Source organism: Pseudomonas sp. JQ170C (assembly GCF_035581345.1).
GTDB lineage: Bacteria > Pseudomonadota > Gammaproteobacteria > Pseudomonadales > Pseudomonadaceae > Aquipseudomonas.
The window spans coordinates 4,750,092-4,776,656 of record NZ_CP141608.1 but is presented as its reverse complement, the minus strand read 5'-3'; the positions used below and the strand labels follow the sequence as shown (position 1 = coordinate 4,776,656).

26 protein-coding genes and 1 pseudogene are annotated in these 26,565 nt (G+C 60.7%); 8 read left to right on the top strand and 19 right to left on the bottom strand.

Features of this window, described 5'->3' with window-relative positions:
• Positions 1–188 precede the first annotated feature (188 nt).
• The 4 genes from glpD to U9R80_RS21725 all read right to left on the bottom strand — a co-directional run bounded on the left by glpD (position 189) and on the right by U9R80_RS21725 (position 5,199).
• Positions 189–1,715: a glycerol-3-phosphate dehydrogenase gene (gene glpD, locus U9R80_RS21740; RefSeq protein ID WP_301841261.1), complete on the bottom strand. Its 1,527-nt coding sequence runs from the start codon at positions 1,713–1,715 to the stop codon at positions 189–191.
• A 183-nt stretch (positions 1,716–1,898) separates the two neighbouring features.
• Positions 1,899–2,654, bottom strand: a complete 756-nt coding sequence (locus tag U9R80_RS21735; RefSeq protein WP_028943470.1) for a DeoR/GlpR family transcriptional regulator — start codon at positions 2,652–2,654, stop codon at positions 1,899–1,901.
• A 126-nt stretch (positions 2,655–2,780) separates the two neighbouring features.
• Positions 2,781–4,280, bottom strand: a complete 1,500-nt coding sequence (gene glpK / locus U9R80_RS21730) for a glycerol kinase GlpK (RefSeq protein WP_301841262.1) — start codon at positions 4,278–4,280, stop codon at positions 2,781–2,783.
• 67 nt (positions 4,281–4,347) lie between these two features.
• On the bottom strand, positions 4,348–5,199 hold the full coding sequence (locus U9R80_RS21725) for an MIP/aquaporin family protein (protein WP_301841263.1): 852 nt from the start codon (positions 5,197–5,199) through the stop codon (positions 4,348–4,350).
• A 327-nt stretch (positions 5,200–5,526) separates the two neighbouring features.
• On the opposite strand from U9R80_RS21725, the gene ybaK reads away from it, so the two are divergent.
• On the top strand, positions 5,527–5,997 hold the full coding sequence (ybaK, locus tag U9R80_RS21720) for a Cys-tRNA(Pro) deacylase (protein WP_301841264.1): 471 nt from the start codon (positions 5,527–5,529) through the stop codon (positions 5,995–5,997).
• A gap of 71 nt (positions 5,998–6,068) precedes the next feature.
• Here the strand turns inward: ybaK and U9R80_RS21715 are convergent, their stop codons facing one another.
• Positions 6,069–7,178 carry an ABC transporter ATP-binding protein gene (locus U9R80_RS21715; protein ID WP_301841265.1) on the bottom strand — a complete coding sequence of 370 codons (1,110 nt, stop codon included), beginning with the start codon at positions 7,176–7,178 and terminating at the stop codon, positions 6,069–6,071.
• Positions 7,175–8,095, bottom strand: a complete 921-nt coding sequence (gene argF, locus U9R80_RS21710; protein ID WP_301841266.1) for an ornithine carbamoyltransferase — start codon at positions 8,093–8,095, stop codon at positions 7,175–7,177. Before argF ends, U9R80_RS21715 begins: the two co-directional genes overlap by 4 nt.
• A gap of 364 nt (positions 8,096–8,459) precedes the next feature.
• Here argF and U9R80_RS21705 point away from each other — a divergent pair, with 364 nt between their 5' ends.
• Together U9R80_RS21705 and grxD are read left to right on the top strand one after the other, a co-directional pair.
• The gene (locus U9R80_RS21705) at positions 8,460–10,568 is read left to right on the top strand and encodes a molybdopterin oxidoreductase family protein (RefSeq protein WP_301841267.1); all 2,109 of its coding nucleotides are present in this window, start codon (positions 8,460–8,462) and stop codon (positions 10,566–10,568) included.
• Positions 10,569–10,660: 92 nt separating this feature from the next.
• Positions 10,661–10,996 carry a Grx4 family monothiol glutaredoxin gene (grxD, locus tag U9R80_RS21700; RefSeq protein ID WP_028943477.1) on the top strand — a complete coding sequence of 112 codons (336 nt, stop codon included), beginning with the start codon at positions 10,661–10,663 and terminating at the stop codon, positions 10,994–10,996.
• Positions 10,997–11,051: 55 nt separating this feature from the next.
• Here the strand turns inward: grxD and bfr are convergent, their stop codons facing one another.
• Together bfr and U9R80_RS21690 are read right to left on the bottom strand one after the other, a co-directional pair.
• Positions 11,052–11,522 (bottom strand): bacterioferritin, encoded by a 471-nt coding sequence (gene bfr, locus U9R80_RS21695; protein ID WP_028943478.1) that lies wholly within the window; start codon positions 11,520–11,522, stop codon positions 11,052–11,054.
• 199 nt (positions 11,523–11,721) lie between these two features.
• Positions 11,722–11,940, bottom strand: a complete 219-nt coding sequence (locus U9R80_RS21690) for a bacterioferritin-associated ferredoxin (protein WP_095064234.1) — start codon at positions 11,938–11,940, stop codon at positions 11,722–11,724.
• Positions 11,941–12,172: 232 nt separating this feature from the next.
• On the opposite strand from U9R80_RS21690, the gene U9R80_RS21685 reads away from it, so the two are divergent.
• A complete protein-coding gene (locus U9R80_RS21685; protein WP_274115224.1) occupies positions 12,173–12,775 on the top strand; it encodes a peroxiredoxin in 603 nt (200 codons plus the stop codon).
• 64 nt (positions 12,776–12,839) lie between these two features.
• Here the strand turns inward: U9R80_RS21685 and rnt are convergent, their stop codons facing one another.
• A complete protein-coding gene (gene rnt, locus U9R80_RS21680) occupies positions 12,840–13,508 on the bottom strand; it encodes a ribonuclease T (protein ID WP_274295447.1) in 669 nt (222 codons plus the stop codon).
• A complete protein-coding gene (pyrC, locus tag U9R80_RS21675) occupies positions 13,505–14,551 on the bottom strand; it encodes a dihydroorotase (protein ID WP_301841272.1) in 1,047 nt (348 codons plus the stop codon). Before pyrC ends, rnt begins: the two co-directional genes overlap by 4 nt.
• A 130-nt stretch (positions 14,552–14,681) precedes the next feature.
• Between pyrC and U9R80_RS21670 the strand changes: the two genes are divergently transcribed.
• Positions 14,682–15,632, top strand: a complete 951-nt coding sequence (locus U9R80_RS21670) for a flagellar protein MotY (RefSeq protein WP_301841273.1) — start codon at positions 14,682–14,684, stop codon at positions 15,630–15,632.
• 129 nt (positions 15,633–15,761) lie between these two features.
• Positions 15,762–16,979 carry an argininosuccinate synthase gene (locus U9R80_RS21665; protein ID WP_301841274.1) on the top strand — a complete coding sequence of 406 codons (1,218 nt, stop codon included), beginning with the start codon at positions 15,762–15,764 and terminating at the stop codon, positions 16,977–16,979.
• A gap of 45 nt (positions 16,980–17,024) precedes the next feature.
• Here U9R80_RS21665 and U9R80_RS21660 read toward each other — a convergent pair whose 3' ends face one another.
• The gene (locus U9R80_RS21660; RefSeq protein ID WP_301841275.1) at positions 17,025–17,558 is read right to left on the bottom strand and encodes a hypothetical protein; all 534 of its coding nucleotides are present in this window, start codon (positions 17,556–17,558) and stop codon (positions 17,025–17,027) included.
• Positions 17,559–17,991: 433 nt separating this feature from the next.
• Here U9R80_RS21660 and U9R80_RS21655 point away from each other — a divergent pair, with 433 nt between their 5' ends.
• Positions 17,992–18,618, top strand: coding sequence for a response regulator transcription factor (locus U9R80_RS21655; RefSeq protein ID WP_301841277.1), 627 nt, complete (start codon positions 17,992–17,994; stop codon positions 18,616–18,618).
• A gap of 65 nt (positions 18,619–18,683) precedes the next feature.
• On the opposite strand, the gene U9R80_RS21650 is transcribed toward U9R80_RS21655, so the two are convergent.
• The 8 genes and pseudogenes from U9R80_RS21650 to metG all read right to left on the bottom strand — a co-directional run bounded on the left by U9R80_RS21650 (position 18,684) and on the right by metG (position 25,278).
• Positions 18,684–18,863, bottom strand: coding sequence for a PA3496 family putative envelope integrity protein (locus U9R80_RS21650; RefSeq protein WP_301841278.1), 180 nt, complete (start codon positions 18,861–18,863; stop codon positions 18,684–18,686).
• A 105-nt stretch (positions 18,864–18,968) separates the two neighbouring features.
• Entirely contained in the window at positions 18,969–19,607 is a 639-nt protein-coding gene (nth, locus tag U9R80_RS21645) for an endonuclease III (protein ID WP_301841279.1), read from the bottom strand.
• Between the two features lie 4 nt (positions 19,608–19,611).
• Positions 19,612–20,136, bottom strand: a complete 525-nt coding sequence (locus U9R80_RS21640; RefSeq protein ID WP_301841282.1) for an Rnf-Nqr domain containing protein — start codon at positions 20,134–20,136, stop codon at positions 19,612–19,614.
• A complete protein-coding gene (locus U9R80_RS21635; protein ID WP_301841284.1) occupies positions 20,129–20,740 on the bottom strand; it encodes an RnfABCDGE type electron transport complex subunit G in 612 nt (203 codons plus the stop codon). The genes U9R80_RS21640 and U9R80_RS21635 overlap by 8 nt, the downstream gene beginning before the upstream one ends.
• Positions 20,741–20,742: 2 nt before the next feature.
• Positions 20,743–21,729, bottom strand: a complete 987-nt coding sequence (locus tag U9R80_RS21630) for an RnfABCDGE type electron transport complex subunit D (RefSeq protein WP_301841286.1) — start codon at positions 21,727–21,729, stop codon at positions 20,743–20,745.
• A 10-nt stretch (positions 21,730–21,739) separates the two neighbouring features.
• Positions 21,740–22,570 (bottom strand): annotated as a pseudogene (gene rsxB, locus U9R80_RS21625) (electron transport complex subunit RsxB); the annotation flags it as partial.
• On the bottom strand, positions 22,567–23,148 hold the full coding sequence (locus tag U9R80_RS21620; RefSeq protein WP_301841287.1) for an Rnf-Nqr domain containing protein: 582 nt from the start codon (positions 23,146–23,148) through the stop codon (positions 22,567–22,569). The pseudogene rsxB and the gene U9R80_RS21620, both read right to left, overlap by 4 nt.
• A 90-nt stretch (positions 23,149–23,238) precedes the next feature.
• A complete protein-coding gene (gene metG / locus U9R80_RS21615) occupies positions 23,239–25,278 on the bottom strand; it encodes a methionine--tRNA ligase (RefSeq protein WP_301841288.1) in 2,040 nt (679 codons plus the stop codon).
• Positions 25,279–25,434: 156 nt separating this feature from the next.
• On the opposite strand from metG, the gene apbC reads away from it, so the two are divergent.
• Positions 25,435–26,529 (top strand): iron-sulfur cluster carrier protein ApbC, encoded by a 1,095-nt coding sequence (gene apbC / locus U9R80_RS21610; RefSeq protein WP_301841291.1) that lies wholly within the window; start codon positions 25,435–25,437, stop codon positions 26,527–26,529.
• Positions 26,530–26,565 lie beyond the last annotated feature (36 nt).

Sequence of the window (26,565 nt, the reverse complement as noted above, 5' to 3'; positions counted from 1 at the left end):
TTGATCATAAAGTCCTGAAAAATAAAGGTATTAATCTTTTCTGAAGGTTTAGCGATGGGCGATTCGTCCGGATGTCCGAATGCGGCGGGGAGTGGCATTCGGAAAACCGAATGCTTGTGGGGCGGGCGCCTCGCGATGCGCTCTACCAGAGAGTCGCGAATCGCGAGGCAAGCCCGCTCCTAAAGGCGTCAGGCGGCGCGATGCAGTTCCAGGCGTTGCAGGTAGTCGCGCAGGGCCTGTTGTTCAGTTGCCGTGGTGAACAGGCCAAGCTTGGTACGGCGCCAGAGAATGTCGTCAGCGCTCATGGCCCATTCTTCGCTGCGCAGGTAGTCCACCTCGCGGGTGAACAGGCCGCCGCCGATGGCATCGCCGAGGTCTTCAGGGCCTTGCACGCCTTCGAGCACGCGCCATACACGGCTGCCGTAGGTCAGCGCCCAACGCTTGGCAATCTCGGCCGGCAGCCAGCCGCAGCGCGCCAGGATCGCATCGGCCAGCGCTTGGGTGGTGGTCATCGCTTCGCCACCCGGCAGCGGCGCGGTGGCGGTCCAACTGCCACGCATCTGGGTGAAGAATGGCGCCAGTTCGCTCATGGCCGATTCGGCCAGCTTGCGGTAGGTGGTCAGCTTGCCGCCGAAAACCGACAGCAGTGGTGCTTCACCGGTGCTGGCAGAGAGCGCCAGGGTGTAGTCGCGGGTCACTGCCGAGGGGTTGTCGGACTCGTCATTGCACAGCGGACGCACACCGGCAAAGGTATGCAGGATATCGGCGCGGCTGAGCGTGTGAGTGAAGTGCGCGTTGACCACGTTGAGCAGGTAGTCGGTTTCGGCGTCGGTGATCGCCACTTTGGCCGGGTCGCCGGTGTACTCACGGTCGGTGGTGCCGATCAGGGTGAAGCGATCCAGGTAGGGAATGGCGAAGACAATCCGCTGGTCTTCGTTCTGCAGGATATAGGCGTGCTCGCCCTCGTAGAGCTTGGGCACGATCAGGTGGCTGCCCTGGATCAGGCGAATGCCATAGGGGGCATCGAGTTTGAGGTCGTCCTGGATGAACTTGGCCACCCACGGGCCGGCCGCGTTGACCAGCGCCCGGGCTTTGATCGACTGCAGGCTGCCGTCGGCATTTTCTAGCTGCACATGCCACACGCCATCGACCCGGTGCGCACTCACGCAACGCGTGCGGGTACGGATGTGCGCGCCTTTCTCGCGGGCCGCCATGGCGTTGAGCACCACGAGGCGGGCGTCATCGACGGCGCAGTCGGCATACTCGAAACCGCGGGTGATGCTGGGCTTGAGCGGGTTGCCCGGGCCGAAGCGCAGGCTGCGCGAGGCGCCCAGTTGCTTGCGTTTGCCCAGGTTGTCATAGAGGAACAGGCCGGCGCGGATCATCCAGGCTGGACGCAGGTGCGGGCGATGAGGCAGCACGAAGCGCATCGGCTTGACGATATGCGGTGCCTTGGCCAACAGCACTTCACGCTCGGCCAGGGCTTCGCGCACCAGGCGGAACTCATAGTGCTCCAGGTAGCGCAGGCCGCCGTGGATCAGCTTGCTGCTGGCGGACGAGGTGTGGCTGGCAAGGTCGTCCTTTTCGCAAAGGAACACCGACAGGCCGCGTCCCGCTGCATCGGCGGCGATGCCCACGCCATTGATGCCACCACCAATTACGGCGAGGTCGTAGAGATCGGCAAGGGCAGGCGATGACGGGCTGGGATGGGGCACGGGCGGCTTCCTTTAAACTTTTCTAACATCGAATTTGAACATTGATGTTCATTTACGAAAATATTAGCGCAACGGAATGCCTGCTGCCAGTCGCTTCCCATAGAAAATACTGATCGGATGACAATTAAATGAAAAATAACGAACATTTCCACTGCCGCCATTGCGGCAGCAGTGGTGGAGGGCTCAGACCACGTCCAGGCGGATCTTGTATTGGTTGAGCAATTGGGTGAGGGCAGGTACGGGCGCCTGGTCGGTTACCAGGCAGTCGATCAGGCTGATCGAGCCCAGGCGCACCATGGCGTTGCGGCCGAACTTGCTGGAGTCGGCGGCGAGGATGACCTGGCGGGCATTTGCGATGATCGCCTGGGAAACCCGGACTTCCTGGTAGTCAAAGTCGAGCAGGCTGCCATCCTCGTCGATACCGCTGATGCCAACCAGGGCAAAGTCGACTTTGAACTGATTGATGAAATCGACACTGGCCTGGCCCACCACGCCCCCGTCACGACGCACGTTGCCACCTGCCAGCAGCACCTCGAAATCGTCCTTGGCGCTGAGGATCGAGGCCACATGCAGGTTGTTGGTGATGATTTTCAGGTGGTTGTGATTGAGCAGGGCGCGAGCGATGGATTCGGTGGTGGTGCCGATGTTGATGAACAGCGAGGCGTGATCCGGGATCTGGGCGGCGATGGCTTCGGCAATACGCTGCTTTTCATCGCGCATCTGATCGGCGCGCATGGCATAGGCAGTGTTTTCGATGCTGGAGTCATAGGCTGCGCCACCGTGGTAGCGGCGTAGCAGGTTCACTTCGGCCAGTTGGTTGATATCACGGCGGATGGTTTGCGGGGTGACGACGAATAGCTGCGCCATTTCTTCGATACTGACGTAACCGCGTTCGCGGACCAGTTCGAGGATCTGTTGTTGGCGAGGGGGCAGGTTCATGGGCGGTCCTTCTGGGCTGCCGGGGCAAATTTCGCCATGATGCCGCAGGATTTCACTTACCACCAGTATCGTGGGGCAAGCCCGCCCCTGCGCCAGGAGCGGGCTTGCCGCACAAAGAGGCTCTGGTTACTCCTCGTGCGGCTCCCAGTCCCGGGTGCGATCCACTGCCTTCAGCCAACCGGCATACAGCTTCTCTTTCTGGGCCTCTTCGAGCTGCGGAGTGAACTCGCGCTCGATGATCGCTTTGCCGCGCAGCTCGTCCAGGCCGCTCCAGAAACCACAGGCAAGACCGGCCAGGTAGGCGGCGCCCAGGGCGGTGGTTTCACGCATTTGTGGACGCTCGACACAGGTACCGAGAATGTCGGCCTGGAACTGCATGAGGAAGTTGTTGGCGACCGCGCCGCCATCCACGCGCAGCTCGCTCAGGCGCTGACCGCAGTCCTGTTGCATGGCGTCGAGTACATCGCGGGTCTGGAAGGCGATCGACTCCAGGGCCGCGCGGATGATGTGGTCGACTTTCACGCCGCGGGTCAGGCCGAACAGTGCGCCACGGGCGTAGGGGTCCCAGTAGGGCGCGCCCAGGCCGGTGAAGGCTGGCACCAGGTACACGCCGTTGCTGTCCTTGACCTTGCTGGCGAAGTACTCGGTGTCGTGGGCGTCATTGACGATCTTCAGTTCGTCGCGCAGCCACTGCACCGTGGAGCCACCGTTGAACACCGCACCTTCCAGGGCGTAGGCCACTTCACCGCGGGGGCCGCAGGCAATGGTGGTCAGCAGGCCGTGGGACGATTTCACTGCCTTGTCGCCAGTGTTCATCAGCAGGAAGCAACCGGTGCCATAGGTGTTCTTGGCCTGGCCCGGCTCCACGCACATCTGGCCGAACAATGCAGCCTGCTGGTCGCCAGCAATACCTGCGATGGCAATGCCGCTCTTGGTGTGGCCATAGACCTCGGACGAGCTACGCACCTGGGGCAGCATCTGCCGAGGGATATCCAGCACCTGGAGCATCTTCTCATCCCACTCCAGGGTATGGATGTTGAAGAGCATCGTGCGCGAGGCGTTGGTGTAGTCGGTGACGTGTACCTTGCCGCCGGAGAACTTCCAGATCAGCCAGCTATCGACGGTACCGAACAGCAGTTCGCCGCGCTCGGCGCGCTCACGGGCGCCTTCGACGTTGTCCAGCACCCACTTGAGCTTGGTGCCGGAGAAGTACGGGTCGGTGACCAGGCCGGTGGTTTCGCGGATGTAGTCCTGCAGGCCGTCACGCTTGAGCTGCTCGCAGATCTCGGTGCTGCGTCGGCACTGCCAGACGATGGCGTTGTACACCGGGCGGCCGGTTTCCTTGTCCCAGACCACGGTGGTTTCACGCTGGTTGGTGATACCGATGGCGGCAACCTGGTCATGGCTCAGGCCAGCCTGGGCCAGGGCTTCGACCATGGTCGCGCTCTGGGTGGCGAAAATTTCCATCGGGTCGTGTTCGACCCAGCCAGCTTGCGGGTAGTGCTGTGCGAATTCCCGCTGCGAGGTGCCTACAACGTTGGCATCGCGATCGAAAATGATGGCCCGCGAACTGGTCGTGCCCTGGTCCAGGGCAATGATGTAGTTCTTGTTCTGGCTGTCTGTCATAACGTTGGCCTTGCACTCAAATAAGGTAGATATCAGGGCAGGGCGAGCCTGGCTCGCCGGGGCGGCATCAGGATGCCTGGGTCTTGCCCTGAGGGTTGGCGTCGGTCTGGGCGGTCTCGCTCGGGGCAACCGGCAGGTTGCGAGCGATCACGCCGCGATACAGGGCGGCGCCAAGGCACGCTCCTATGATCGGCGCAAAAATCGGAATCAGGAAATAGGGAATGTCACGACCGCCAGTAAAGGCGACTTCGCCCCATCCGGCGAGGAATGTCATCAGCTTGGGACCGAAGTCCCGGGCCGGGTTCATGGCAAAGCCGGTCAGCGGGCCCATGGCACTGCCGATCACCGCGATCAGCAGGCCGATCAGCAGCGGGGCCATGGCGCCGCGCGGCAAGCCGTTGTTGTCGTCGGTCAGGGCCATTATCACCGCCATCAGCACGGCGGTGATGATCACTTCGACCAGAAAGGCCTGGCCGGTGGAAAGCGCCGGGTGCGGGTACGTCGAGAATACCGAGGCAAGCTCCAGGCTGGCCTGGCTGCCACGAATCATTTCATGGGCTTGTTCGTAATCGAAGAACAGGTTGCTGTAGAGCGTATAGACCAGTGCGGCAGCGCAGAAGGCCCCGGCGATCTGGGCAACGATATAGAAGGGCAGCTTGTGCTTCTCGAAACCGGCAAAAAGGCACAGCGCAATGCTTACTGCCGGGTTCAGGTGGGCGCCGGACACCCCGGCAGTCAGGTAGATCGCCATGCTCACGCCGACGCCCCAGATGATGCTGATCTCCCAGAGGCCAAAGCTGGCGCCGGCCACTTTGAGGGCTGCGACGCAGCCGGTGCCGAAGAAAATCAGCAGTGCGGTGCCTAGAAACTCGGCCATGCATTGGCTGGACAGCGTAGGTTGTCGTTGAGCAGTCGTCATTCGTTCCCTCGGTTCTTTTTGTTGTGAGTCGCAGTGGGCGCTCGACAAAAACCCGACAGAAATCCCCATTTCGGTCGGGCTGGCTGCAGAAAATGCACCTAATCAGGGCATGGCTATATTCAGAATCGAAAAAATATAGACAAGAAACGCTTATGTCAAAGGTCGAAAGTGAACCAGTATTCATAAACTGACTATTGGTCTTGGGCAGGGTGTTGGAATTTCACCGGGTGCGTAGCGTTCGTGCAGGCGTGACACAGTGGCTGGGGGAAGGATTTTTGTCCTAAAGTAGCCAGCGAAATGGCATTCACTTTTTGTTTGGAGCTCTGCATGACCCCCGCCCTGGATCTGCTGAAAAAGGTTCGCGCTGAACATCATATCCACAGTTATGAACACGACCCCAAAGCGGCCTCTTACGGTTTGGAGGCGGCTGAGAAGCTCGGTCTTGAGCCCGCGCGGGTGTTCAAGACACTGTTGGCCAGCAGTGAAAAGGGCGAGTTGCTGGTGGCCGTTGTGCCTGTGGTGGGTAGTCTCGATCTGAAAGGCCTTGCCCACGCGGCAGGCGTCAAGAAGTGCGAGATGGCCGATCCGGCGGCAGCCCAGCGCTCCACCGGTTATCTGTTGGGCGGCATCAGCCCGCTGGGTCAGAAGAAGCGCCTGCGTACCTTCATTGATCGCTCTGCCGAATCTTTTCAAACCATTTTCGTCAGCGCTGGCAGGCGCGGGCTGGAAGTGGAGCTGGCATCGGCGGTGCTGGCTGAGCACACCCAGGCGAAATTTGCCGAGATCGCCCGTGACTGACATCTGAAGCATCGCGGGGCAAGCCCGCTCCTACGGTAGGAGCGGGCTTGCCCCGCGATGGCTGTTACGTGTCAGACCGCCGAGCTGTACCGGCGAACGCCGTTCTCCGGCACCGGCAACTGTGCTGCAACGCTACCCGGTACCGCAAACAGCACCAGGTGATCGGCCGCCACTTCGATGCCGACCTCGGCCCCGACCTGATGGTCGATGTGGCTCGGGAAAATCGCTTCGAGCTGGCTGCCGGTGGGCAGTTGCAGGCGATACAAGGTGGAGGCGCCAAGGAAGCTCTTGCCCACGATCAGTGCCTTCAGGGGGCTGTGCGGGGCATGAAGGATGTCATCCGGACGCAGCAGCACGTCCACCGCACTGCCAGGGGTAAAGGTGTAGGCGCGGTTGCCGCGCAGTTCGCCCAACTCGGTACGTACCGATTCCGGGCTGGTCAGCTGACCGCGAATGAAGTAACCCTGGCCGATGAAGCTGGCCACGAAAGGGGTCAGCGGCTCGTGATAGAGGTTGTAGGGGGTGTCCCACTGCTCCAGGCGGCCTTCTTTGAAGACACCGACGTGATCGCTGACGGCAAAGGCTTCTTCCTGGTCGTGAGTGACCAGGATGGCGCTGGTGCCACGGCTCTTGAGAATGTCGCGAACCTCATGGCTCAGGCGTCTGCGCAGCTCTACGTCGAGGTTGGAGAAGGGTTCGTCGAGCAGCAGCAATTGCGGCTCGGGTGCCAGGGCGCGGGCCAGGGCCACACGTTGCTGCTGGCCACCGGAGAGCTCATGGGGGTAGCGCTTGCCAAGCCCGCCGAGCTTCACCAGCTCAAGCATTTCTGCGACCACTTGCTGCTGTTGCGGGTGCTTGCCGATACCGAAGGCAATATTTTCCGCCACCGTCAGGTGTGGGAACAGTGCGTAGTCCTGGAACACCATGCCGATCCGGCGCTTCTCCGGTGCCAGGGTGAACCCGGCCTTGGAGATGACTTCGCCCGCCAGTTGGATCTCGCCTTCGTGTACAGGCTCGAAGCCTGCGATAGCGCGCAGGGTGGTGGTCTTGCCGCAGCCCGAGGAACCCAGCAGGCAACCGATGTCGCCGGCGTTGAGGTGCAGGTTGAGGTTCTGGACGATGCGCGCCTCGCCATAGCCGCAGGCGAGGTTGCGCAGGTTAAGCAGTAAAGGCTGACTCATGCGTGGTGATAGGCCGGTTCAACAAGAAATTCGAGAAGCGCCTTCTGTGCATGCAAGCGGTTTTCGGCCTGGTCCCAGGCGACCGAACGTGGGTCGTCGAGCAGGTCCAGGCTGATCTCCTCGCCACGGTGGGCGGGCAGGCAGTGCATGAACAGGGCATCGGGTGCTGCCAGGTCGAGCAGTTCGCGGGTTACCTGGTAAGGCGCGAACAAGGCCAGACGCCGTGCAGTTTCCTCTTCCTGGCCCATGGAAGTCCAGACATCGGTGCTCACCAGGTGGGCACCCTGCACGGCATCCTTGGGTTCGCGGAAGATCTGCACGCGGTCACCGGCCTTGGCGACGAATTCCGGGTTGGGCTCGTATTCGGCCGGGCAGGCGATACGCAGCTGGAAGTCGAACTGGATGGCGGCTTCTATATAGCTGTTGCACATGTTGTTGCCGTCGCCGATCCAGGCCACGGTCTTGCCCTGGATCGAGCCGCGGTGCTCAAGGAAGGTCTGCATGTCGGCCAGCAACTGGCAGGGGTGCAGGTCATCGGACAGGCCGTTGATCACCGGTACACGGGAGTTGGCGGCAAATTCGGTCAGGGTACTGTGGGCGAAGGTGCGGATCATCACCGCATCGAGCATGCGCGACATGACGATGGCGCAGTCGCCGATCGGCTCGCCACGGCCCAGTTGGGTGTCGCGAGGGGACAGGAAGATGGCCTGGCCACCGAGCTGGATCATGCCGGCTTCGAACGACAGCCGGGTGCGCGTCGAGGATTTCTCGAAAATCATGCCCAGCACGCGGTTCTTCAGGGGCTCGAACAGTACGCCGCGGTTACGCAGGTCCTTCAGCTCGATGCCTCGACGGATCACACTCAGCAGTTCGTCGGGAGTGAAATCCATCAGGGAGAGAAAGTGCCTAGCGCTCATGTTTGACTACCTTTTGCAACAGACCGCAGATCAACAGTGCCGGTTTTCAGAAACAACGGAGGTGACCTGCGGCGAAAGCCGCACGGGGCGACGAATTAGGGGAAGACGCAATACTATAATTAAATGTCGCGTCATACCAAGTGGGGCGTTCACCGGCTATAGCGCAGCCAGTGCCGTAACCCATTGGCCGGCTGATTTTTTTATTACTGCGTTAGGGTTTTACACTGCCCGCTGGCGGCTTTGCAAACACCCGAGCGAATCGCTGTGCCTGATGGCGCAAGATTCACGGGGCAAAACTCGCTGGTGGTCACCGCACCCCAGGCTCATAGTCAGGCGCATTACCAGACACCCGAAAGAGGTGCTCATGAACAAGACCGTGCATCACCGTGCCTGCCACCTGTGCGAAGCCATTTGTGGCCTGACCATCGAAATCACCCACGAACCGGACACCGGGCCGCGGATCAGCTCGATCAAGGGTGACCCTCTCGACCGTTTCAGCCGAGGCCATATCTGCCCCAAGGCGGTGGCCCTGCAGGACATCCAGAACGACCCTGATCGCCTGCATGTGCCGCACAAGCGCGTGGGCGACAGTTGGCAGGCGATCGGCTGGGACGAAGCGTTCGAGCTGGCCGCGCACAAGCTCTGGGCCATCCAGCAGGCCCACGGGCAGAACGCCGTGGCGGTGTACCAGGGCAACCCCAGCGTGCACAACTACGGGCTGATGACCCACAGCAACTACTTTCTCGGCTTGCTCAAGACGCGCAATCGGTTTTCTGCGACTTCGGTTGACCAGCTGCCGCATCACCTGACCAGCTACCTGATGTATGGCCATGGTTTGTTGTTGCCGATTCCGGACATCGACCACACGGATTTCATGCTGATTCTGGGCGGTAACCCGCTGGCGTCCAATGGCAGCATCATGACCGTGCCGGACGTCGAGAAGCGCCTGAAGGCCATCCAGGCCCGTGGCGGCAAAGTGGTGGTGGTTGATCCACGTCGAAGTGAAACGGCGGCCATGGCCGACCAGCATGTGTTCGTTCGGCCTGGCGGTGATGCGGCATTGCTCTGCGGGCTGCTCAATACCCTGTTCAGTGAAGGTCTGGAGCGTTCGACGGCGTTGCCGGTCGATGGGCTGGATGAAGTGCGTCAGGCGATTGCACCCTTCACGGCCGAAACGATGGCACCGTTGTGTGGTGTCGATGCAGCGATCATTCGCCAACTGGCCCGTGACTTTGCCGCCGCCGACAAGGCGGTCTGCTATGGCCGCATGGGCATCTCGACCCAGGCGTTCGGCACGCTCTGTCACTGGCTGGTGCAACTGATCAATCTGGTCAGCGGTAACCTGGACCGGGTCGGCGGCGCCTTGTGCACACAACCTGCGGTCGACCTGGTGGCCAGCACGGGCGGTGGGCACTTCAATGCCTGGCAGAGCCGGGTTTCCGGTTTGCCGGAATATGGCGGCGAACTGCCGGTGGCGGCACTGGCCGAAGAGATGCTGTGCGAAGGTGAAGGACAGGTTCGCGCATTGGTGACCGTCGCTGGCAATCCGGTGCTGTCCACCCCCAACGGCCGGCAGTTGGAGCGCGCCCTGGATGGGCTCGACTTCATGCTCAGTATTGACCTCTACATCAACGAAACCACCCGCTACGCAGACTTGATCCTGCCGTCCACCTCGGCGCTGGAGAACGATCACTACGACACCACGTTCAATCTCTTGGCCGTGCGTAATGTCAGTCGTTTCAACCGGGCGATCCTGCCCAAGCCCGATGGGGCGCTGCATGACTGGGAAATCTTCGTGGGTTTGGCCAAGGCGTTCGCCAGGCTCAGCGACAAGCCATTGAAGCCGACCCTGCCGCCAGCGCAAATGATCGACATTGGTTTGCGCAGTGGACGCTATGGTCAAGGTTCGGCGTTCAACCTGTCGCTGGAGACGCTTGACCAGCACCCGCACGGCGTCGACCTGGGGCCGCTGCAGCCGAATCTGACGGCGCGCCTGAAAACCGCCAACCAGCGCATCCAGGCCGCGCCGTCGGAGATTCTCATCGATCTGCAGCGCTTTGCCGACCAGCAACCGGCGGCGCCGGAGCAGCTGTTGCTGATTGGTCGTCGACATGTGCGCAGCAACAACTCCTGGATGCACAACTATCACCGCCTGGTGAAAGGCAAGCCGCGCCATCAGTTGCTCATGAACCCCGAGGACCTGAGTGCCCGGCAATTGCAGGACGGACAGCGGGTCCGGGTCAGTTCACGGGTGGGCAGCATCGAGGTCGAGGTGCAGGCCTGCGCAGACATCATGCCTGGGGTAGTGAGCCTGCCCCATGGCTTTGGCCATGCCCGTAACGGGGTGCGTATGGAGATTGCGCAGCATCAGCCGGGGGCCAGCGCCAACGACCTGACCGATGAACGTCAGCTCGATGCGGTGTCGGGTAATGCGGCGCTCAATGGCGTGCCGGTACAAGTGGTTGCGGCCTGATATCGGCAAGGCCGAGCGCCATGCTTGGCTTTCCGATACAATGCGTCACCGTGCCGACAACCAGGTCGGAAAGTTCAGCCGCGAGGTGCTTCATGGATATCATCGAAACAATCAAAGAGCAGATTGCTAACAACACCATTCTGCTTTACATGAAAGGCTCGCCGAATGCCCCGCAGTGCGGTTTTTCGGCCAAGGCGGCGCAAGCCGTAATGGGTTGCGGCGAGAAATTCGCTTACGTGGATATCCTGCAGAATCCGGAAATCCGCGCCAACCTGCCAAAGTATGCCAACTGGCCGACCTTCCCACAGCTGTGGGTTGCCGGTGAGCTGGTCGGCGGTTCCGACATCATGGCTGAGATGTTTGCCAACGGCGAACTGCAGACCCTGATCAAGGAAGCTGCAGCCAAGGCTGAGGCGGCCAAGGCCTGAATACAGGTTTGGTAAAAAAAAGCCCCGCATTGCGGGGCTTTTTTTATGGGATGGATTATTCGCCCATCTGCGATTGCAGGTAGTTTTCCAGACCGACCTTGTCGATCAGGCTCAACTGGGTTTCCAGCCAGTCGATGTGCTCTTCCTCGGACTCTAGGATGTCTTCGAGCATTTCACGGCTGCCGAAGTCGCCAACGGTTTCACAGTGGGCGATGGCGGCCTTGAGGTCCACCAGGCCTTTTTGCTCGATCTTGAGGTCGCACTCGAGCATTTCCTTGGTGTGTTCACCAATCAGCAGCTTGCCCAGGTCCTGGACGTTGGGAATTCCTTCGAGAAACAGAATGCGCTTGATCAGTTTGTCAGCGTGCTTCATTTCGTCGATGGATTCTTTGTATTCGTGCTTGCCGAGCTTTTCCAGACCCCAGTCTTCATACATGCGGGCATGCAGGAAGTATTGGTTGATTGCGACCAGCTCGTTTCCGAGGATCTTGTTGAGATGCTGGATGACGCTAACGTCGCCTTTCATGATGGGGTCCTGCCCTGTAAGTGTGCCTATAAGCAGGAGTTTGAGCTTCGCAACTTCGACTGTCAAACCTAAGTTATTGAATAATAAGTGAAAATTAATCGGAATAAGAATGTTTGTGTTCCGCGTTTTAGCCCTAACTTGTTGAATTACAGGCATAAAAAAACCGGACGCTGGGTCCGGTTCTTCAAATGGGCTGTTTTTACGCTGCGGTAAATTCCACAGGGTAGGGCAGTGCGGCCTGGCTGACCTGCAATTCGGTCAGGGTTTCACGCACTACCTGCTTGGCCAGGCAGGCACATTTGCCACACTGGCTCGCCACGTTGGTGGCGGCTCTGACTTCCTTGTAGCTGCAGCATCCTTCAAAGATCGCATCGCGGATCTGTCCGTCGGTTACACCAACACAAAGACACACATACATAGGGCAGACCATCGCTGGTAAAGGCTCAATGCGAAGAAGCTTAATGTTAATGAGAATGCTTGTCAAAGCTCATTCAGGCAGACGCGTACCAGGGCGACCGACGGCAGGTCCGTTTTCAGGCTGCCTGAAATTCGGCGTGTAGCGCCTGGCCGTGTATCATGGCCGGTCTTTGCGTGGTCAGGTCGGCTGGAGCTTGCCTGGCACCGTGTTTCAAACCATCAGGAGATATCGAATGAGCGTACTCGTTGGCAAACAAGCCCCGGACTTCACCGTTCCAGCTGTGCTGGGCAATGGCGAAATCGTCGACAGCTTCAACCTGGCCTCGGCCATCAAGGGCAAGTACGGCCTGGTGTTCTTCTACCCACTGGACTTCACCTTCGTCTGCCCGTCCGAGCTGATCGCTCTGGATCACCGCATGTCCGAGTTCCGTGACCGCAACGTTGAAGTGATCGCCGTGTCGATCGACTCGCACTTCACCCACAACGCCTGGCGCAACACCCCGATCAATGCCGGCGGCATCGGTCACGTCCAGTACATCATGGCAGCCGACATGAAGCACGAAATCGCCAAGGCCTACGACGTAGAGTCCGAAGGCGGCGTTGCTTTCCGTGGCGCGTTCCTGATCGACGACAAAGGTGTTGTCCGTTCGCAGATCATCAACGACCTGCCACTGGGCCGTAACATGGACGAGCTGCTGCGTCTGGTCGACGCCCTGCAGTTCCACGAAGAGCACGGCGAAGTCTGCCCTGCCAACTGGAAAAAAGGCGACAAGGGCATGACCGCTTCGCCTGAAGGCGTTGCTGCTTACCTGAGCGAGAACGCTGGCAAGCTGTAATAGCGAGCCACAAAAAAACCGGCCTTGATGGCCGGTTTTTTTATGGGCGGTGGTAGGGGCAGGCTCAGTCGTTGAAGTCTTGCCAGCCGCCCATTTCCTTCCAGCGATTGACAATGCCGCAGAACAGCTCGGCCGTCTTCTCGGTGTCGTAGCGCGCCGAGTGGGCTTCACGACCGTCGAAGTCGATGTCGGCGCTCTGGCAGGCACGGGCCAGTACGGTCTGGCCGTAGGCGAGGCCGGCGAGGGTCGCGGTGTCGAAGCTTGAGAACGGATGAAACGGGTTGCGTTTCATGTCGTGACGCGCCACGGCAGCATTGAGGAAGCCCAGGTCGAAGCTGCTGTTGTGCCCGACCAGGATCGCCCGCTTGCAGCCATTGGCCTTCAGCGCCTTGCGCACGCCACGGAAGATGTCGGTCAGGGCCGACTCTTCGCTTACGGCCATGCGCAACGGGTGATCAAGCTTGATACCGGTGAATTCCAGTGCCGCCTGCTCGATGTTCGCCCCTTCAAACGGTTCGACGCGGAAGAAGTAGGTGTGCTCCGGGAACAGGAATCCTTTCTCGTCCATGCCGATGGTGACCGCGGCGATTTCCAGCAGGGCATCGGTGGCGCTGTTGAAGCCACCGGTCTCCACATCGACGACTACCGGCAGGTAACCACGAAAACGTTCCGCCATCGGGTGGCGGGGGCCACCGCTTGGACCATCCTGGTCATCGTACAGATCTTCACTCACGCAGTTTCCTCCAGCAGGCGCCAGCGCAGTTGCTCACCGGCGCGCAGCGGGATAACGGTTTGCTCGCCGAACGGCAAGCTGCTTGGGGCGGTCCAGCTTTCGCGAACCAGGGTAATGGTGTCGGTGTTGCGCGCCAGGCCGTAGAAGTCCGGGCCGTGCTTGCTGGCAAAGCCTTCGAGCTTGTCCAGGGCATTGCGTTGCTCGAACGCTTCGGCGTACAGCTCGATGGCCGCATAGGCGGTGTAGCAGCCGGCGCAACCGCAGGCTGCTTCCTTGGCGTGACGTGCATGGGGCGCCGAATCAGTGCCCAGGAAGAACTTGCTGCTGCCGCTGGTGGCGGCGTCCAGCAAGGCCACCTGGTGGGTGTTGCGCTTGAGGATCGGCAGGCAATAGAAGTGCGGGCGAATACCGCCAACCAGCATGTGGTTGCGGTTGTACAGCAGGTGCTGGGCGGTGATGGTCGCGCCAACGTTGGCCGGGGCCTCGTTGACGAACTGTACGGCATCGCTTGTGGTGATGTGCTCGAAGACCACTTTCAAGGTCGGGAAACGCTCGACGATACGGCGCATGTGTTCGTCGATGAACAGTTTCTCGCGGTCGAATACGTCGACCTCGCCACGGGTTACTTCACCGTGGACCAGCAGCGGCATGCCGACTTCGGCCATGGCCTCGAGAGCGGCGAAAATGTTATCGACGCTGGTGACACCGGAGTCGGAGTTGGTGGTCGCACCGGCCGGGTAGAGTTTGGCGGCATGCACGAAACCGGTGGCCTTGGCCGCGCGGATTTCCTCGGGCTGGGTACGGTCGGTGAGGTACAGCACCATCAGCGGCTCGAAGCGGCTACCCGCCGGACGGGCAGCGAGGATGCGCTCGCGATAAGCGCCGGCTTCGGCGGCATCGCGTACCGGAGGTACCAGGTTGGGCATGATGATTGCGCGGGCAAAGGTGCGCGCAACGTCGCCGACGGTATGGGGCAGCACGGCGCCATCGCGAAGATGGATGTGCCAGTCATCGGGACGCAGGAGGGTCAGGCGGTCGGACATTGGGGATTCCAGGCGGGTCGAACTCAAGCTGAATGCTACCGGAAAAGCCGGGTTCGAGCACTTTCTATCAAGTTTTGCCGCACCTGACCGATAGCCTGCAGGTATACCGTGAAAATCTGTGGAGCCTCCCGTGCGCCAGCGTTATCTTGCCTTGCTCAGTGTGTTTGCCTGCTTGCCCGCAACGGCACTCACGTTCCAGACCCGTCTGGAGAATATCGAGTGGAAGGTCGAAGGCGATCAGTTCGAGTGCCGCCTGGTTCAGCCGATTGCCGATTTCGGCAGCGGTGAGTTCGTGCGCCGTGCCGGCGAACAGGCCACGTTTCAATTGCGTTCGAGCACCAACGTACTGGGTAGCGGCTCCGCGACCCTGTTTGCCGCGGCAGCGCCCTGGCAGCCAGGTCGTGCGGATATCAACCTGGGGTCGGTGCGCATGGCCCGCAGCGGGGTGCTCTTCACCAGCTCCCAGGGCCAGGCCAGTCGCCTGATCAACGGCTTGCTCGATGGACGCAGCACTGTTGTGCGCAATTATGCGGGCGAAGCCGGGCGGGCAATGGAAGTGCGCCTGTTGCCGGTGAAGTTCAGCAAGGCCTACGGCGACTACCAGGTATGCGCCGCCAAGCTGCTACCCATGAATTTCGATCAGATACGCCAGGCGCGTGTCGGTTTCCCCGGCGGTGGCATCGACCTGGACGCCAATGCCAAGGCCCGTCTGGATGTGATCCTGGACTTTATGAAGGCCGACCCCACGGTCAACCATATCGAACTCGACGGTCACTCCGACAACAGTGGCAATCGCCTGACCAATCGCGACCTTTCAAGGCGCCGGGCACTGGCCGTCATGGAGTACTTCAAGGCCCACGGTATTGCTGAAGACCAGATAACCGTGCGCTTTCATGGCGAGCGCTACCCCCTGGCCAAGAACAGCTCCTCGGCCAACCGTGCGCGTAACCGCCGGGTCAACATCCAGCTGGACCGTGTGGCGCCCGTGGAAAAGCCGATGGAGAACGCCTCCGAGACGCCTGCGGCAACGAAGGCGCCGGCAGCCCAGGCCGAAACCAGCAAGCCCGCGGTGAAGTCCTGAGCTGCGACCGTCCGTCGCGCTCTCGACAGTTCCTGTCGCTTTGTCGTCACAAGCTGTCGCCCCACTGTAAATTTTGCTGCAAGGCCGGTAGAATCGACGGCTTTCCGTACAACCCCGTGGAGTGATGGCATGGCGGACGTAAAAAAGGTCGTACTGGCGTATTCCGGCGGCCTTGATACTTCGGTGATTCTCAAGTGGCTGCAGGATACTTACAACTGTGAAGTGGTGACTTTCACTGCTGACCTGGGTCAGGGCGAAGAGGTCGAGCCGGCCCGCGCCAAGGCACAGGCCATGGGCGTGAAGGAAATCTACATTGATGACCTGCGCGAAGAGTTCGTCCGAGACTTCGTGTTCCCGATGTTCCGCGCCAACACCGTCTATGAAGGCGAGTACCTGCTGGGTACTTCCATCGCCCGTCCGCTGATCGCCAAGCGCCTGATCGAAATCGCCAACGAAACCGGCGCCGACGCCATTTCCCATGGCGCCACCGGCAAGGGTAACGACCAGGTGCGTTTCGAGCTGGGTGCCTATGCGCTCAAGCCAGGGGTCAAGGTCATTGCACCGTGGCGTGAGTGGGACCTGCTGTCCCGCGAGAAGCTCATGGACTATGCCGAGAAGCACGGCATCCCGATCGAGCGCCATGGCAAGAAGAAGTCGCCGTACTCGATGGACGCCAACCTGCTGCACATCTCCTATGAAGGCGGCGTGCTGGAGGATACCTGGACCGAGCACGAAGAAGACATGTGGCGCTGGACCAAGTCGCCAGAAACCGCGCCGGACGTTCCAACCTACCTGGAACTGACCTACCGCAACGGTGACATCGTCGCCCTGGACGGCGTCGAGATGACTCCAGCCACCGTACTGGCTACCTTGAACCGCATTGGCGGCGAGAACGGTATCGGTCGACTGGACATCGTCGAGAACCGTTATGTCGGCATGAAGTCCCGTGGTTGCTACGAAACCCCAGGCGGCACCATCATGCTGCGCGCTCACCGGGCGATCGAGTCGATCACTCTGGACCGCGAAGTGGCTCACCTCAAGGATGAGCTGATGGTCAAGTACGCCAGCCTGATCTACACCGGTTACTGGTGGAGCCCGGAGCGTCTGATGCTGCAGCAGATGATCGACGCCTCGCAGGTCAACGTGAACGGCGTGGTCCGTCTGAAACTGTACAAGGGCAATGTGATTGTTACCGGTCGCAAGTCCGATGACTCGTTGTTCGACGCCAATATCGCCACCTTCGAAGAAGATGGTGGCGCGTACAACCAGGCTGACGCTGCAGGCTTCATCAAGCTGAATGCCTTGCGCATGCGTATTGCCGCAAACAAAGGCCGCTCGTTGGTCTGAACGACGCCTTGAACAAAAAGAACCCCGGCCTGGTCCGGGGTTTTTTTATGGGTTGATCACTTGGGTCACCAGGGTGGTTTGCGTACCGGCTTCCAGATTGCAGATTATCCAGGTGTCGTAAGACGCACTGGGCTGACGCAGTGCCTGGGCAATGAAGGCGTCGTGTCTTTGCTGGGCGCCTGCACCCTTTAAGCTGATGGTGACTGTCGTCGCCGGCATTTCATCACGTTCGCGCGGTTCCGGGGTTTGTGCAGTGGCCTGCATGGCAGGGCTGACAACACTGTTTGCGTTGTTCTCTGCTGGCTGTGGATTGAGGCTGGCGGGATCCTCCGGCTCCGCCGGTGACTGTGTAGGTGCGGCGGTCTCGAGCAGGTCCGGCGAGCACAGGGACTTGTAATTGAAGTTCAGGGTAAGAAAGAACAGCACAGTAAGGAAGAACGGAAATCCGACTAAAAACCAAGTGTAGATTCCCTGACTGTCCTCCCCCAGGAACGGCAATGAGGCCAGGGCAGACGCCTCAATAATGCCCGCGAAAATCGCAATAATTGTTAACGGACTTCGCGGTTCGCTCCTGCTCATGTCCTTTCCTCCCGTCGACTGAATCAAGTTCAAGGGTATGTACTATGGGCATCACAGGCCGGGTAGGGGGTTGGGTTTCTGTCAGGGGAAAAGATTGTGCTTTAAAGCGTAACTGCAAATTAGCAATTGTTTGTTTTGGTAATTATCGAGCGTGTGAAGATGATTTTTCCTGCGCCGGTAAGCGCATTGTTGATTGAGCCTCTTATATAGAGTGCTGCTACCTTGTTGTGGGGCTTAGGGGAATTGTCTCTTCTGGTGCAGGTAGTTCCACTTCGGTGCCGTGTACGGTAGTTACATCTGTAGGAATTATCTGCTGAATTTGTAGGTTGTGTCTTTGTATGCATTTATCCGTAATTGGCGTAATACAGTTTGTCCTGTAACTAGGCTATTGTGCGAGGACAAAATATCGAACAGCAAACAATTGGATTTGCCCATGAATAAAGTGCTGATCGTGGATGATCACCCTGTCATTCGCCTGGCTGTACGCATGTTGATGGAGCGACATGGCTATGAGGTCAACGCGGAGACAGACAACGGTGTAGATGCGCTGCAACTGGCGCGCGAGCATGGCCCGGATATCGTCATTCTGGATATCGGCATCCCCAAGCTCGATGGTCTTGAGGTCATCGCCCGACTCAATTCCACCTGTCCAGGGGTCAAGGTGCTCGTGCTGACGTCGCAAGCGCCCGGACATTTCTCAATGCGCTGCATGCAGGCTGGCGCCGCCGGCTATGTCTGCAAGCAGCAGGACCTGACGGAGCTGCTCAGTGCCATCAAGGCGGTGCTGTCCGGGTACAGTTACTTTCCGAACCAGGCGCTGCATTCCGTACGCTCCAACCTGGGCGGGGCGACCGAAGCCGATATGGTCGAGCGACTGTCCGGACGCGAGATGATGGTGTTGCAGCAGTTAGCCCGCGGCAAAACCAACAAGGAAATCGCCGACGGCATGTTCCTGAGCAACAAGACGGTCAGCACCTACAAAACCCGGTTGCTGCTCAAACTCAATGCGCGGTCACTGGTGGATCTGATCGAGCTCGCTCAACGCAACGGCCTGGTCTGATGCCCCGGGAACGACAAAGCCTCCTTTACGGAGGCTTTTGTGTTTGAGGGGAGGACGGAGAGGTGTCAGAGGTCGAAGTCGAACTCGGCGAGTTGTTTTTTCAACCGGCGTTCTTCCAGCATATTGTCGATGGTGCGACGTTTGCTCAGGTTGGTCTTTGCCACTTCAACAACGGGTTCCACGTCATCGGCTTCTGCCGGCGTGAAATCTTCATCTACATCCAGGTCTTCTTTATCGGTGCTCATAAGTCACTCCAAGCCAAGATGGCCCTTGGCGCACCTTATAGCGAGAATCCTTGAACGGGTAAAAAAGATTTTTTCAATCGACCTGGTGCGTATTTCTCTATCTTCTCAATCGTCGGAGGTTTTGTGCTTGTAATCGCACAGGTCCTCGATCCGACAGCTACCGCAACGCGGCTTGCGCGCCTGGCAAACATAGCGCCCGTGAAGGATCAACCAATGGTGCGCATCCAGCAGGTAGGCCTTGGGCACGAACTTCATTAATGCCTTCTCGACTTCAAGCACCGTCTTGCCGGGCGCAATGCCGGTACGGTTGCTGACCCGGAAAATATGCGTGTCCACGGCCATCGCCATCTGCCGGAAGGCGGTATTGAGTACCACGTTGGCAGTCTTGCGACCTACGCCGGGCAAGGCTTCGAGCGCTTCGCGGGTTTCCGGCACCTGGCTTGCGTGATTTTCAATCAACAGTCGGCAGGTTTCGATAACGTTGCGGGCCTTGCTGTTGTAAAGCCCGATGGTCTTGATGTACGCCGACAGTCCGTCGACGCCCAGCGCATAAATGGCTTCGGGGGTATTGGCGACCGGGTACAACTTGGCCGTGGCCTTGTTGACGCTCACGTCCGTGGCCTGGGCTGACAGGATCACCGCGATCAGCAGCTCGAACGGTGTGGTGTAGGCCAGTTCTGTCTTGGGGTCAGGGTTGTCTTCGTGCAGCCTGCGAAAGATTTCCAGGCGTTTGGCGGCATTCATGGGGTCAAAGGTTTCCTTGACGACGTGAGGGGGCTCGCCCATGGCAAACCCGGTTGTACAGGGCCAGCAGCAGGCCCATCAATATCAGCGCCCCAGGCAGCAGGGCGGCCAGGCGGATTTCTGCCCACTGCGCCAGCAGCTCGCGGGCAGCACCCAGCGCAATGGCCAGGGCAGCAAAGCTGAGCAACATGGTGGCTGACTGCCGCAAATTTCCGGCGTTGCCCCGGGCGTGTTCAAACACCAGGCATTGTACGGCGATCAGCGCCGGATAAGGACCAAGCGCCAGATACAGCGGCAGGGCCCAGGTGCGAAGTCCCAGCTCCAGGCAGGTGGTCAACCCCGCCGCCAGCAGCACGCTGGCAAGCAGTGTGCCGGGGGCGTCAAGCCAGCGGCGCAGTGGGCTCATTGCCAGGTGATGCAGGGCGATCACCAACACACTCAACCCGGCTATGGCGCAGGCGTTGTATAGCGTCTGGGTGGAGCCAAGTAGCGGCGCCAGGCTTGCGGCGGCGAACCATTGCCTATTCATTGCTGCGCGCTCCCAGTAACACCTGCCGATGCTCATCGAAGTAGCGCAATGCGTCGTGTACGGCATGAATGACAGCGCGGGAGGTGATGGTAGCCCCCGCCAACTGATCGAATTCACCGTTGTCGCGCTTGAGCGCCCAGGCTGCGTCGGGGGTTTTCTGCCGGCTGTTGCCGATGAAACCTTGCAGCCAGTGGTTATCTGGCGCTGCCAGCGCGGCGCCAAGGCCCGGCGTCTCTTGCTGGCGCAGTACTTTGGAGCCGATCAGGCGACCCTGGGTGTCGATGGCAATCAGCAGTTCAAGCGGGCCGCCATACCCTTGTGCCAGGCTGTGCAGCACCACAGCGCTGGGCTGGCCCGCCAATGTGGCGCGATAACCTGCCAGCAAGCGGCTGTGGGCGAGGGGAGCGGTGTCCAGTGCCAGGGGCGCCTGCAAGGGCTGATTGTCGTAGGTAGCTTGCGGCAGCACACTGAGCCAGGTTTGCGCCTTGAGCTGTTGTTGCGCCTGGTCGATGGCATCAGCGCCCAGGCGATGCCAGATCATGACGCTGCCGACGCTCAATGCGCCAATCAGCACCAGCAGTGTCCACTTGCGAGCTGCAGGCATGTTCAAGGGGACACCGCCTGCCGACGTTCGGCCCAGCGCTCGAGCGCCGGCACGCAGAGGTTCATCAACAGCACGGCAAAGGCGGTGCCGTCGGGGTAGCTGCCCCAGGTCCGGATCAGGTAGATCAATACCCCAACCCCGATCCCGAACATCAATCGGGCCTGTGCGGACTTGGGCCCGGAGACCGGCTCGGTGGCGATGAAAAAAGCCGCCAGCATGGTCGAGCCACTGAGCAGATGCAGCAACGGTGAGCCATTGGAGTCCGAGCCCGAACCATTCCAGAACAACAGGCTCATGACGAAAAGGCTCGCCAGCAGGCCAACCGGTGCATGCCAGGTGAACACCTTGCGTTGCAGCAACAGCAAGCCGCCGAACAGAAACGCCAGGTTGACCCACTCGCTACCCTTGCCGCCGAAATGTCCAAAGCCTGGATGACTGGCGAACAGCTCGTCCAGGGTCAGGCTGCGGTTGTTGCGCAGGGTATCGAGGACTGTGGCCTGGGCCCAGGCGTCGGGTTGATCGGTACCGCTCCAGGCAAACACCGAGTGCAGGCTGGAAGCCAGGTCCGGCAACTGTGGGCCGGGCCATTGGGTCATGGTCTGCGGGAAGGTGAGCAGCACCACGGCATAGCCGAGCATCGCCGGGTTGAACGGGTTCCTGCCAACACCCCCGTAAAGCTGCTTGCCCAGGGCAATGGCACTTGCAGTGGCGACGACCGGCACCCACCAGGGGGCGTAGGCGGGCAAGGCAATGGCCAGCAGGCAGGCGCTGACCAGGGCGCTGCCGTCATTGAGCGAAGGCAGCACCGGGCGTTGTTGCAGCTTGAGTGAAAGGGCCTCGCTGGCCAGCGCCGAGCCTGCGCACAGCGCAAGGTTGAACAGCATCCCCCAGCCGTGTTGCCAGAGCAGCGCCAGCACACCCGGCATGCACGCCAGCAGCACCAGTGACATCGTGCTGCGCAGGCGTTCGCTGGGATCAGTGGCTGGCATGGTCGGTAACCGGTTGCAGGGCGTGCAGGCGCGCCTGGGCGTGTTCGGCCGCTTGCTCCAGTTCCGCCAGCTGGGCCTGCTGGGCGTCGTTTGGCGTGGCACCAAAGGCAGCCCGTGCCTTGCTCAGCTGGGCACGGCTCATGGCAGCGGCGATCTTGGCTTGTTTCAGGGCGGCATCGGCAGCGGCAGCTTTCTGCGCCTTGACCCGTTCGATGGCGGCCTTGATCGGGTCATCGGCAGTCGCGCCGGGGCTGGCAGTGCCTGGCACCGCGGTGCGCTGGCTGCGGGCCGCACGCTCGGCCTGCTTGCGTGCCTCTTCGCGCTCCAGGCGGCTGTTGCGCAGCTCGAAGCGGCGTCGGGCGTGGTTGCGTTTGCGGGTACGCGTGGCCAGGGTGTCGGCGTCCTGGGCCAGCCCGCCGACAATCGGCACGATGTTGCTGGTGGCGGTCAGTGGTAGCAGGTCAATGCAGTCCACCGGACACGGTGCCACGCACAGGTCGCAGCCGGTGCATTCGGCGCTGATCACCGTGTGCATCAGTTTGGCTGCGCCGACGATGGCATCCACTGGGCAGGCCTGGATGCATTTGGTGCAGCCAATGCACTCTGCTTCACGGATGTAGGCGACTTGCGGCGGGGCGGTGCCGCGCTCCGGGTCCAGGGCAACGACCGGAACCTGCAGCAGGCTGGCCAGCGCAGCGATGGTTTCGCTACCACCGGGTGGGCACTTATTGATCGCTTCGCCCTTGGCCAGCCCCTCTGCATAAGGCTTGCAGCCAGGGTGGCCGCACTTCCCGCACTGGGTTTGCGGCAGCAGGGCGTCGATGCGTTGAATCAGACTCATGATGTAAATAATCCGTTGAAGCCGAGAAACGCCAAGGCCATTACGCCTGCCCCGATCAGCTCGATGGGCAGGCCGCGAAAGGCCAGGGGTATCCCGTCATGCTCGCTACGCTGGCGCAGGTCGTCGAAAAGACCGAGTGCCAGCCAGAATCCCAGTCCGCCGCCCAAGCCCCAGGCCAAGGTCTGCAGCACCCCGTACCCGTCTTGAGAGACTTGCAGGGTCAAGCCCAGCAGCGCCACATTGCCCAGCAATAACGGCCTCAGGTCGCGCAAGGGCAGGGCAGGCAACATGCGTGACAGCCAGCCGAGCAGCGGCTCGATCAGCAGTACACACAGGGGCAGGAACACAAACAAACGCAGGTAGTCCAGCTGCAAGGGTTGCAGGGCATAACGGTAGAGCAACTGACCCAGGCTGGTGGTGAGAACCAGCAGCACCAGCGTAGCCAGGCCCAGGGCATGTACCCTGCGGCGGTCGCTTTCGACCGGGGCTTGTAGCAGCGGGTCTAGGGCCAGTGCCTGGTGCAAGACCAGGTTGTTGATCAGCGCGGCGCTGATCAGGGCCAGGATGAGTTCGCTCATGGAGGTGCCGAATGCCAGGGCTGTTCGCCATTATCCGGCAATGACGGGAGGAAGAGAACGCCCCGGACGCAAACGTCCGGGGCGTGGGGCTTACTTGATGCGCTGGCCTGGCTTGGCACCGCTGTCGGGGCTGAGCAGGTAGATCTCTTCGCCGCCCGGGCCTGCTGCCATCACCATGCCTTCGGAGATGCCAAAGCGCATTTTGCGCGGCTTGAGGTTGGCGATCATCATGGTCAGGCGACCTTCAAGCTTGGCCGGGTCCGGGTAGGCCGACTTGATGCCGGAGAACACATTGCGCTGTTCGTCACCGATATCCAGGGTCAGGCGCAGCAGCTTGTCGGCGCCTTCCACGGCTTCAGCCTTGAGGATCAGCGCTACGCGCAGGTCGACGGCGGCGAAGGTGTCGAAGTCGATCTCGGCCGACAGCGGGTCCTTGGCCAGTTCACCGTTGCCGGTCACGACGCTGGTCTGGCTGGCAGCCAGGTCTTCCTTGGAGGCTGCAACCATGGCCTCGACCTTGACCGGGTCGATGCGGCTCATCAGGGCCTTGAACGGGTTCAGCTTGTGGTTGGTCAGGCGAGTCTGGTGATCGGCCCAGGTCAGTGGCGCGACGTTGAGGAAGGCCTCGGCGTCGGCGGCCAGCAACGGCAGCACAGGCTTGAGGAAAATCACCAGCTGGCGGAACAGGTTGATGCCTTGGGCGCAGATGGCCTGCACTTCGTCCTGCTTGCCTTCCTGCTTGGCCAGCGACCAGGGGGCCTTGTCGGCGATCCAGGCATTGGCACGGTCGGCCAGGCCCATGATCTCGCGCATGGCACGGGCAAAGTCGCGGCCTTCGTAGGCTTCGGCAATGCTCGGCGCGGCGGCGAGGAAGGCTTCGGTCAGCTCTGGCGCGGCGTCGCCGTCGACCATCACACCGTCATTGCCCTTGTGGATGAAGCCGGCGCAGCGGCTGGCGATGTTGACCACCTTGCCGACCAGGTCGGAGTTGACCTTCTGGACGAAGTCTTCCAGGTTCAGGTCCAGGTCATCGACGCCGCGACCGAGCTTGGCCGCGTAGTAGTAGCGCAGGTATTCCGGCGACAGATGGTCCAGGTAGGTGCGGGCCTTGATGAAGGTGCCGCGCGATTTGGACATCTTCGAGCCGTTGACGGTCAGGTAGCCGTGGACGTTGATGCCGGTCGGCTTGCGGTAGCCGGCGCCTTCGAGCATGGCAGGCCAGAACAGGGCGTGGAAGTTGACGATGTCCTTGCCGATGAAGTGGTACAGCTCGGCCTTGGAGTCCTTGTTCCAGAACGCGTCGAAGTCCAGCTCCGGGCGGCGGGCACACAGGTTCTTGAAGCTGGCCATGTAGCCGATCGGCGCATCCAGCCAGACATAGAAGTACTTGCCGGGCTCGTCAGGGATCTCGAAGCCGAAGTACGGGGCGTCACGGGAGATGTCCCATTCCTGCAGGCCAGCATCCAGCCACTCGGCGATCTTGTTGGCCACGGCGTCTTGCAGGGTACCGCTGCGGGTCCACTGCTGGAGCATGGCCTGGAAGTCAGGCAGCTTGAAGAAGAAGTGCTGGGAATCCTTGAGCACCGGGGTGGCGCCGGAAATCGCCGACTTGGGGTTCTTCAGCTCGGTGGGTGCGTAGGTGGCACCGCATTTTTCGCAGTTGTCGCCGTACTGGTCGTCGGCGGCACACTTGGGGCAGGTCCCCTTGATGAAACGGTCGGCCAGGAACATTTTCTTGTCCGGGTCGAAGTACTGGGTGATCGAGCGGGTGGCAATGTGCCCGGCATCACGCAGCTTGAGGTAGATCTGGCTCGACAGCTCGCGGTTTTCTTCGGCGTGGGTCGAGTGGAAGTTGTCGAAATCCACCAGGAAGTCAGCGAAATCCCCGCTGTGCTCTGCCTGAACGGCGGCAATCAGTTGCTCGGGGGTGATGCCTTCCTTCTCGGCGCGCAGCATGATGGCCGACCCATGGGCGTCGTCTGCACAGACATACACGCACTGGTTGCCGCGATGCTTCTGGAAGCGCACCCACATGTCTGTCTGGATGTACTCGAGCATATGGCCAAGGTGGATCGAACCATTGGCATAGGGCAGGGCGCTGGTGACGAGAATCTGACGGGGCTCGGACATGGGGGCTCGGCTACTTTTTTCGGCTACTTGAGATGAAACGGTGATCGGCCACTATAAAACGCCGGGAAATTTATTTCACCCCATGTGCGTATCTATGGATGTTTCGCGGGTTAGCATAGTCGCCTGTTTTGCTCAGTCTTTATCACGGGAGTCTCCATGAGTGCCGTCACTCGCGCAGCCGTCGAAGCCGTTCTTCGCCAGTACACCGACCCTTACCTGAACCAGGACCCGGTCAGCGCCGGCTGTGTGCAGGCCATTGAAATCCAGGGCGACCGGGTCAATGTCCAGCTGCAACTCGGTTATGCCGCCGGTCTGTTCAAGAATGGTTGGGCGCAGGTCCTGCAAACGGCTGTCGAGGGAATCGACGGTGTTGCGGCGGCCAAAGTCGAGATCACCTGCGTGATTGCCGAACACAAGGCCCAGGCCCAGATTCCGGGCCTGGCCAACGTCAAGAACATCATTGCCGTGGCGTCGGGCAAGGGCGGGGTGGGCAAATCCACCACTGCCGCCAACCTGGCGCTGGCGCTATCGCGTGAAGGTGCCCGCGTGGGCATTCTGGATGCGGACATCTACGGCCCGAGCCAGGGTGTGATGTTCGGTATCCCCGAGCGCACTCGCCCGCAAATCCGTGACCAGAAGTGGTTCGTGCCGCTCAAGGCCCACGGTGTGGAAGTGATGTCGATGGCGTTCCTGACCGATGACAACACGCCGATGGTCTGGCGCGGTCCGATGGTGTCCGGGGCCTTGCTGCAACTGGTCACCCAGACTGCCTGGGACAACCTCGACTACCTGGTGATCGACATGCCGCCGGGCACCGGTGACATCCAGCTGACCCTGGCGCAGAAAGTGCCGGTGGCAGGCTCGGTGATCGTTACCACCCCGCAGGACCTGGCACTGCTCGACGCCAAGAAGGGGGTCGAAATGTTCCGCAAGGTCAACATCCCGGTGCTGGGCGTGGTAGAGAACATGGCTGTGCACATCTGCTCGAACTGTGGTCATGCCGAGCATCTGTTCGGTGAGGGCGGTGGCGAGAAGCTTGCGGCGCAATATGGTGTTGAACTGCTGGCCTCGTTGCCGCTGTCGATGCTGATTCGCGAGCAGGCTGACAGCGGCAAGCCGACGGCCATTGCCGAACCGGAAAGCCAGATTGCCATGGTGTACCAGGAGTTGGCTCGCCAGGTGGGCGCGCGGATTGTATTGCAGGAAGCGGCTGCGCCGGCGATGCCGAGCATCACCATCAGCGAGGATTGAGGTATTCATCGCGGGGCAAGCCCGCTCCTACCCGTA

Coding starts and splice junctions, on each gene's coding strand:
- U9R80_RS21735 (WP_028943470.1), bottom strand. CDS start 2,654: ATGAACCTGCCCCCTCGCCAACAACAGATCCTCGAACTGGTCCGCGAA.
- glpK (WP_301841262.1), bottom strand. CDS start 4,280: ATGACAGACAGCCAGAACAAGAACTACATCATTGCCCTGGACCAGGGC.
- U9R80_RS21725 (WP_301841263.1), bottom strand. CDS start 5,199: ATGACGACTGCTCAACGACAACCTACGCTGTCCAGCCAATGCATGGCC.
- ybaK (WP_301841264.1), top strand. CDS start 5,527: ATGACCCCCGCCCTGGATCTGCTGAAAAAGGTTCGCGCTGAACATCAT.
- U9R80_RS21715 (WP_301841265.1), bottom strand. CDS start 7,178: ATGAGTCAGCCTTTACTGCTTAACCTGCGCAACCTCGCCTGCGGCTAT.
- argF (WP_301841266.1), bottom strand. CDS start 8,095: ATGAGCGCTAGGCACTTTCTCTCCCTGATGGATTTCACTCCCGACGAA.
- U9R80_RS21705 (WP_301841267.1), top strand. CDS start 8,460: ATGAACAAGACCGTGCATCACCGTGCCTGCCACCTGTGCGAAGCCATT.
- grxD (WP_028943477.1), top strand. CDS start 10,661: ATGGATATCATCGAAACAATCAAAGAGCAGATTGCTAACAACACCATT.
- bfr (WP_028943478.1), bottom strand. CDS start 11,522: ATGAAAGGCGACGTTAGCGTCATCCAGCATCTCAACAAGATCCTCGGA.
- U9R80_RS21690 (WP_095064234.1), bottom strand. CDS start 11,940: ATGTATGTGTGTCTTTGTGTTGGTGTAACCGACGGACAGATCCGCGAT.
- U9R80_RS21685 (WP_274115224.1), top strand. CDS start 12,173: ATGAGCGTACTCGTTGGCAAACAAGCCCCGGACTTCACCGTTCCAGCT.
- pyrC (WP_301841272.1), bottom strand. CDS start 14,551: ATGTCCGACCGCCTGACCCTCCTGCGTCCCGATGACTGGCACATCCAT.
- U9R80_RS21665 (WP_301841274.1), top strand. CDS start 15,762: ATGGCGGACGTAAAAAAGGTCGTACTGGCGTATTCCGGCGGCCTTGAT.
- U9R80_RS21660 (WP_301841275.1), bottom strand. CDS start 17,558: ATGAGCAGGAGCGAACCGCGAAGTCCGTTAACAATTATTGCGATTTTC.
- U9R80_RS21655 (WP_301841277.1), top strand. CDS start 17,992: ATGAATAAAGTGCTGATCGTGGATGATCACCCTGTCATTCGCCTGGCT.
- U9R80_RS21650 (WP_301841278.1), bottom strand. CDS start 18,863: ATGAGCACCGATAAAGAAGACCTGGATGTAGATGAAGATTTCACGCCG.
- nth (WP_301841279.1), bottom strand. CDS start 19,607: ATGAATGCCGCCAAACGCCTGGAAATCTTTCGCAGGCTGCACGAAGAC.
- U9R80_RS21640 (WP_301841282.1), bottom strand. CDS start 20,136: ATGAATAGGCAATGGTTCGCCGCCGCAAGCCTGGCGCCGCTACTTGGC.
- U9R80_RS21635 (WP_301841284.1), bottom strand. CDS start 20,740: ATGCCTGCAGCTCGCAAGTGGACACTGCTGGTGCTGATTGGCGCATTG.
- U9R80_RS21630 (WP_301841286.1), bottom strand. CDS start 21,729: ATGCCAGCCACTGATCCCAGCGAACGCCTGCGCAGCACGATGTCACTG.
- U9R80_RS21620 (WP_301841287.1), bottom strand. CDS start 23,148: ATGAGCGAACTCATCCTGGCCCTGATCAGCGCCGCGCTGATCAACAAC.
- metG (WP_301841288.1), bottom strand. CDS start 25,278: ATGTCCGAGCCCCGTCAGATTCTCGTCACCAGCGCCCTGCCCTATGCC.
- apbC (WP_301841291.1), top strand. CDS start 25,435: ATGAGTGCCGTCACTCGCGCAGCCGTCGAAGCCGTTCTTCGCCAGTAC.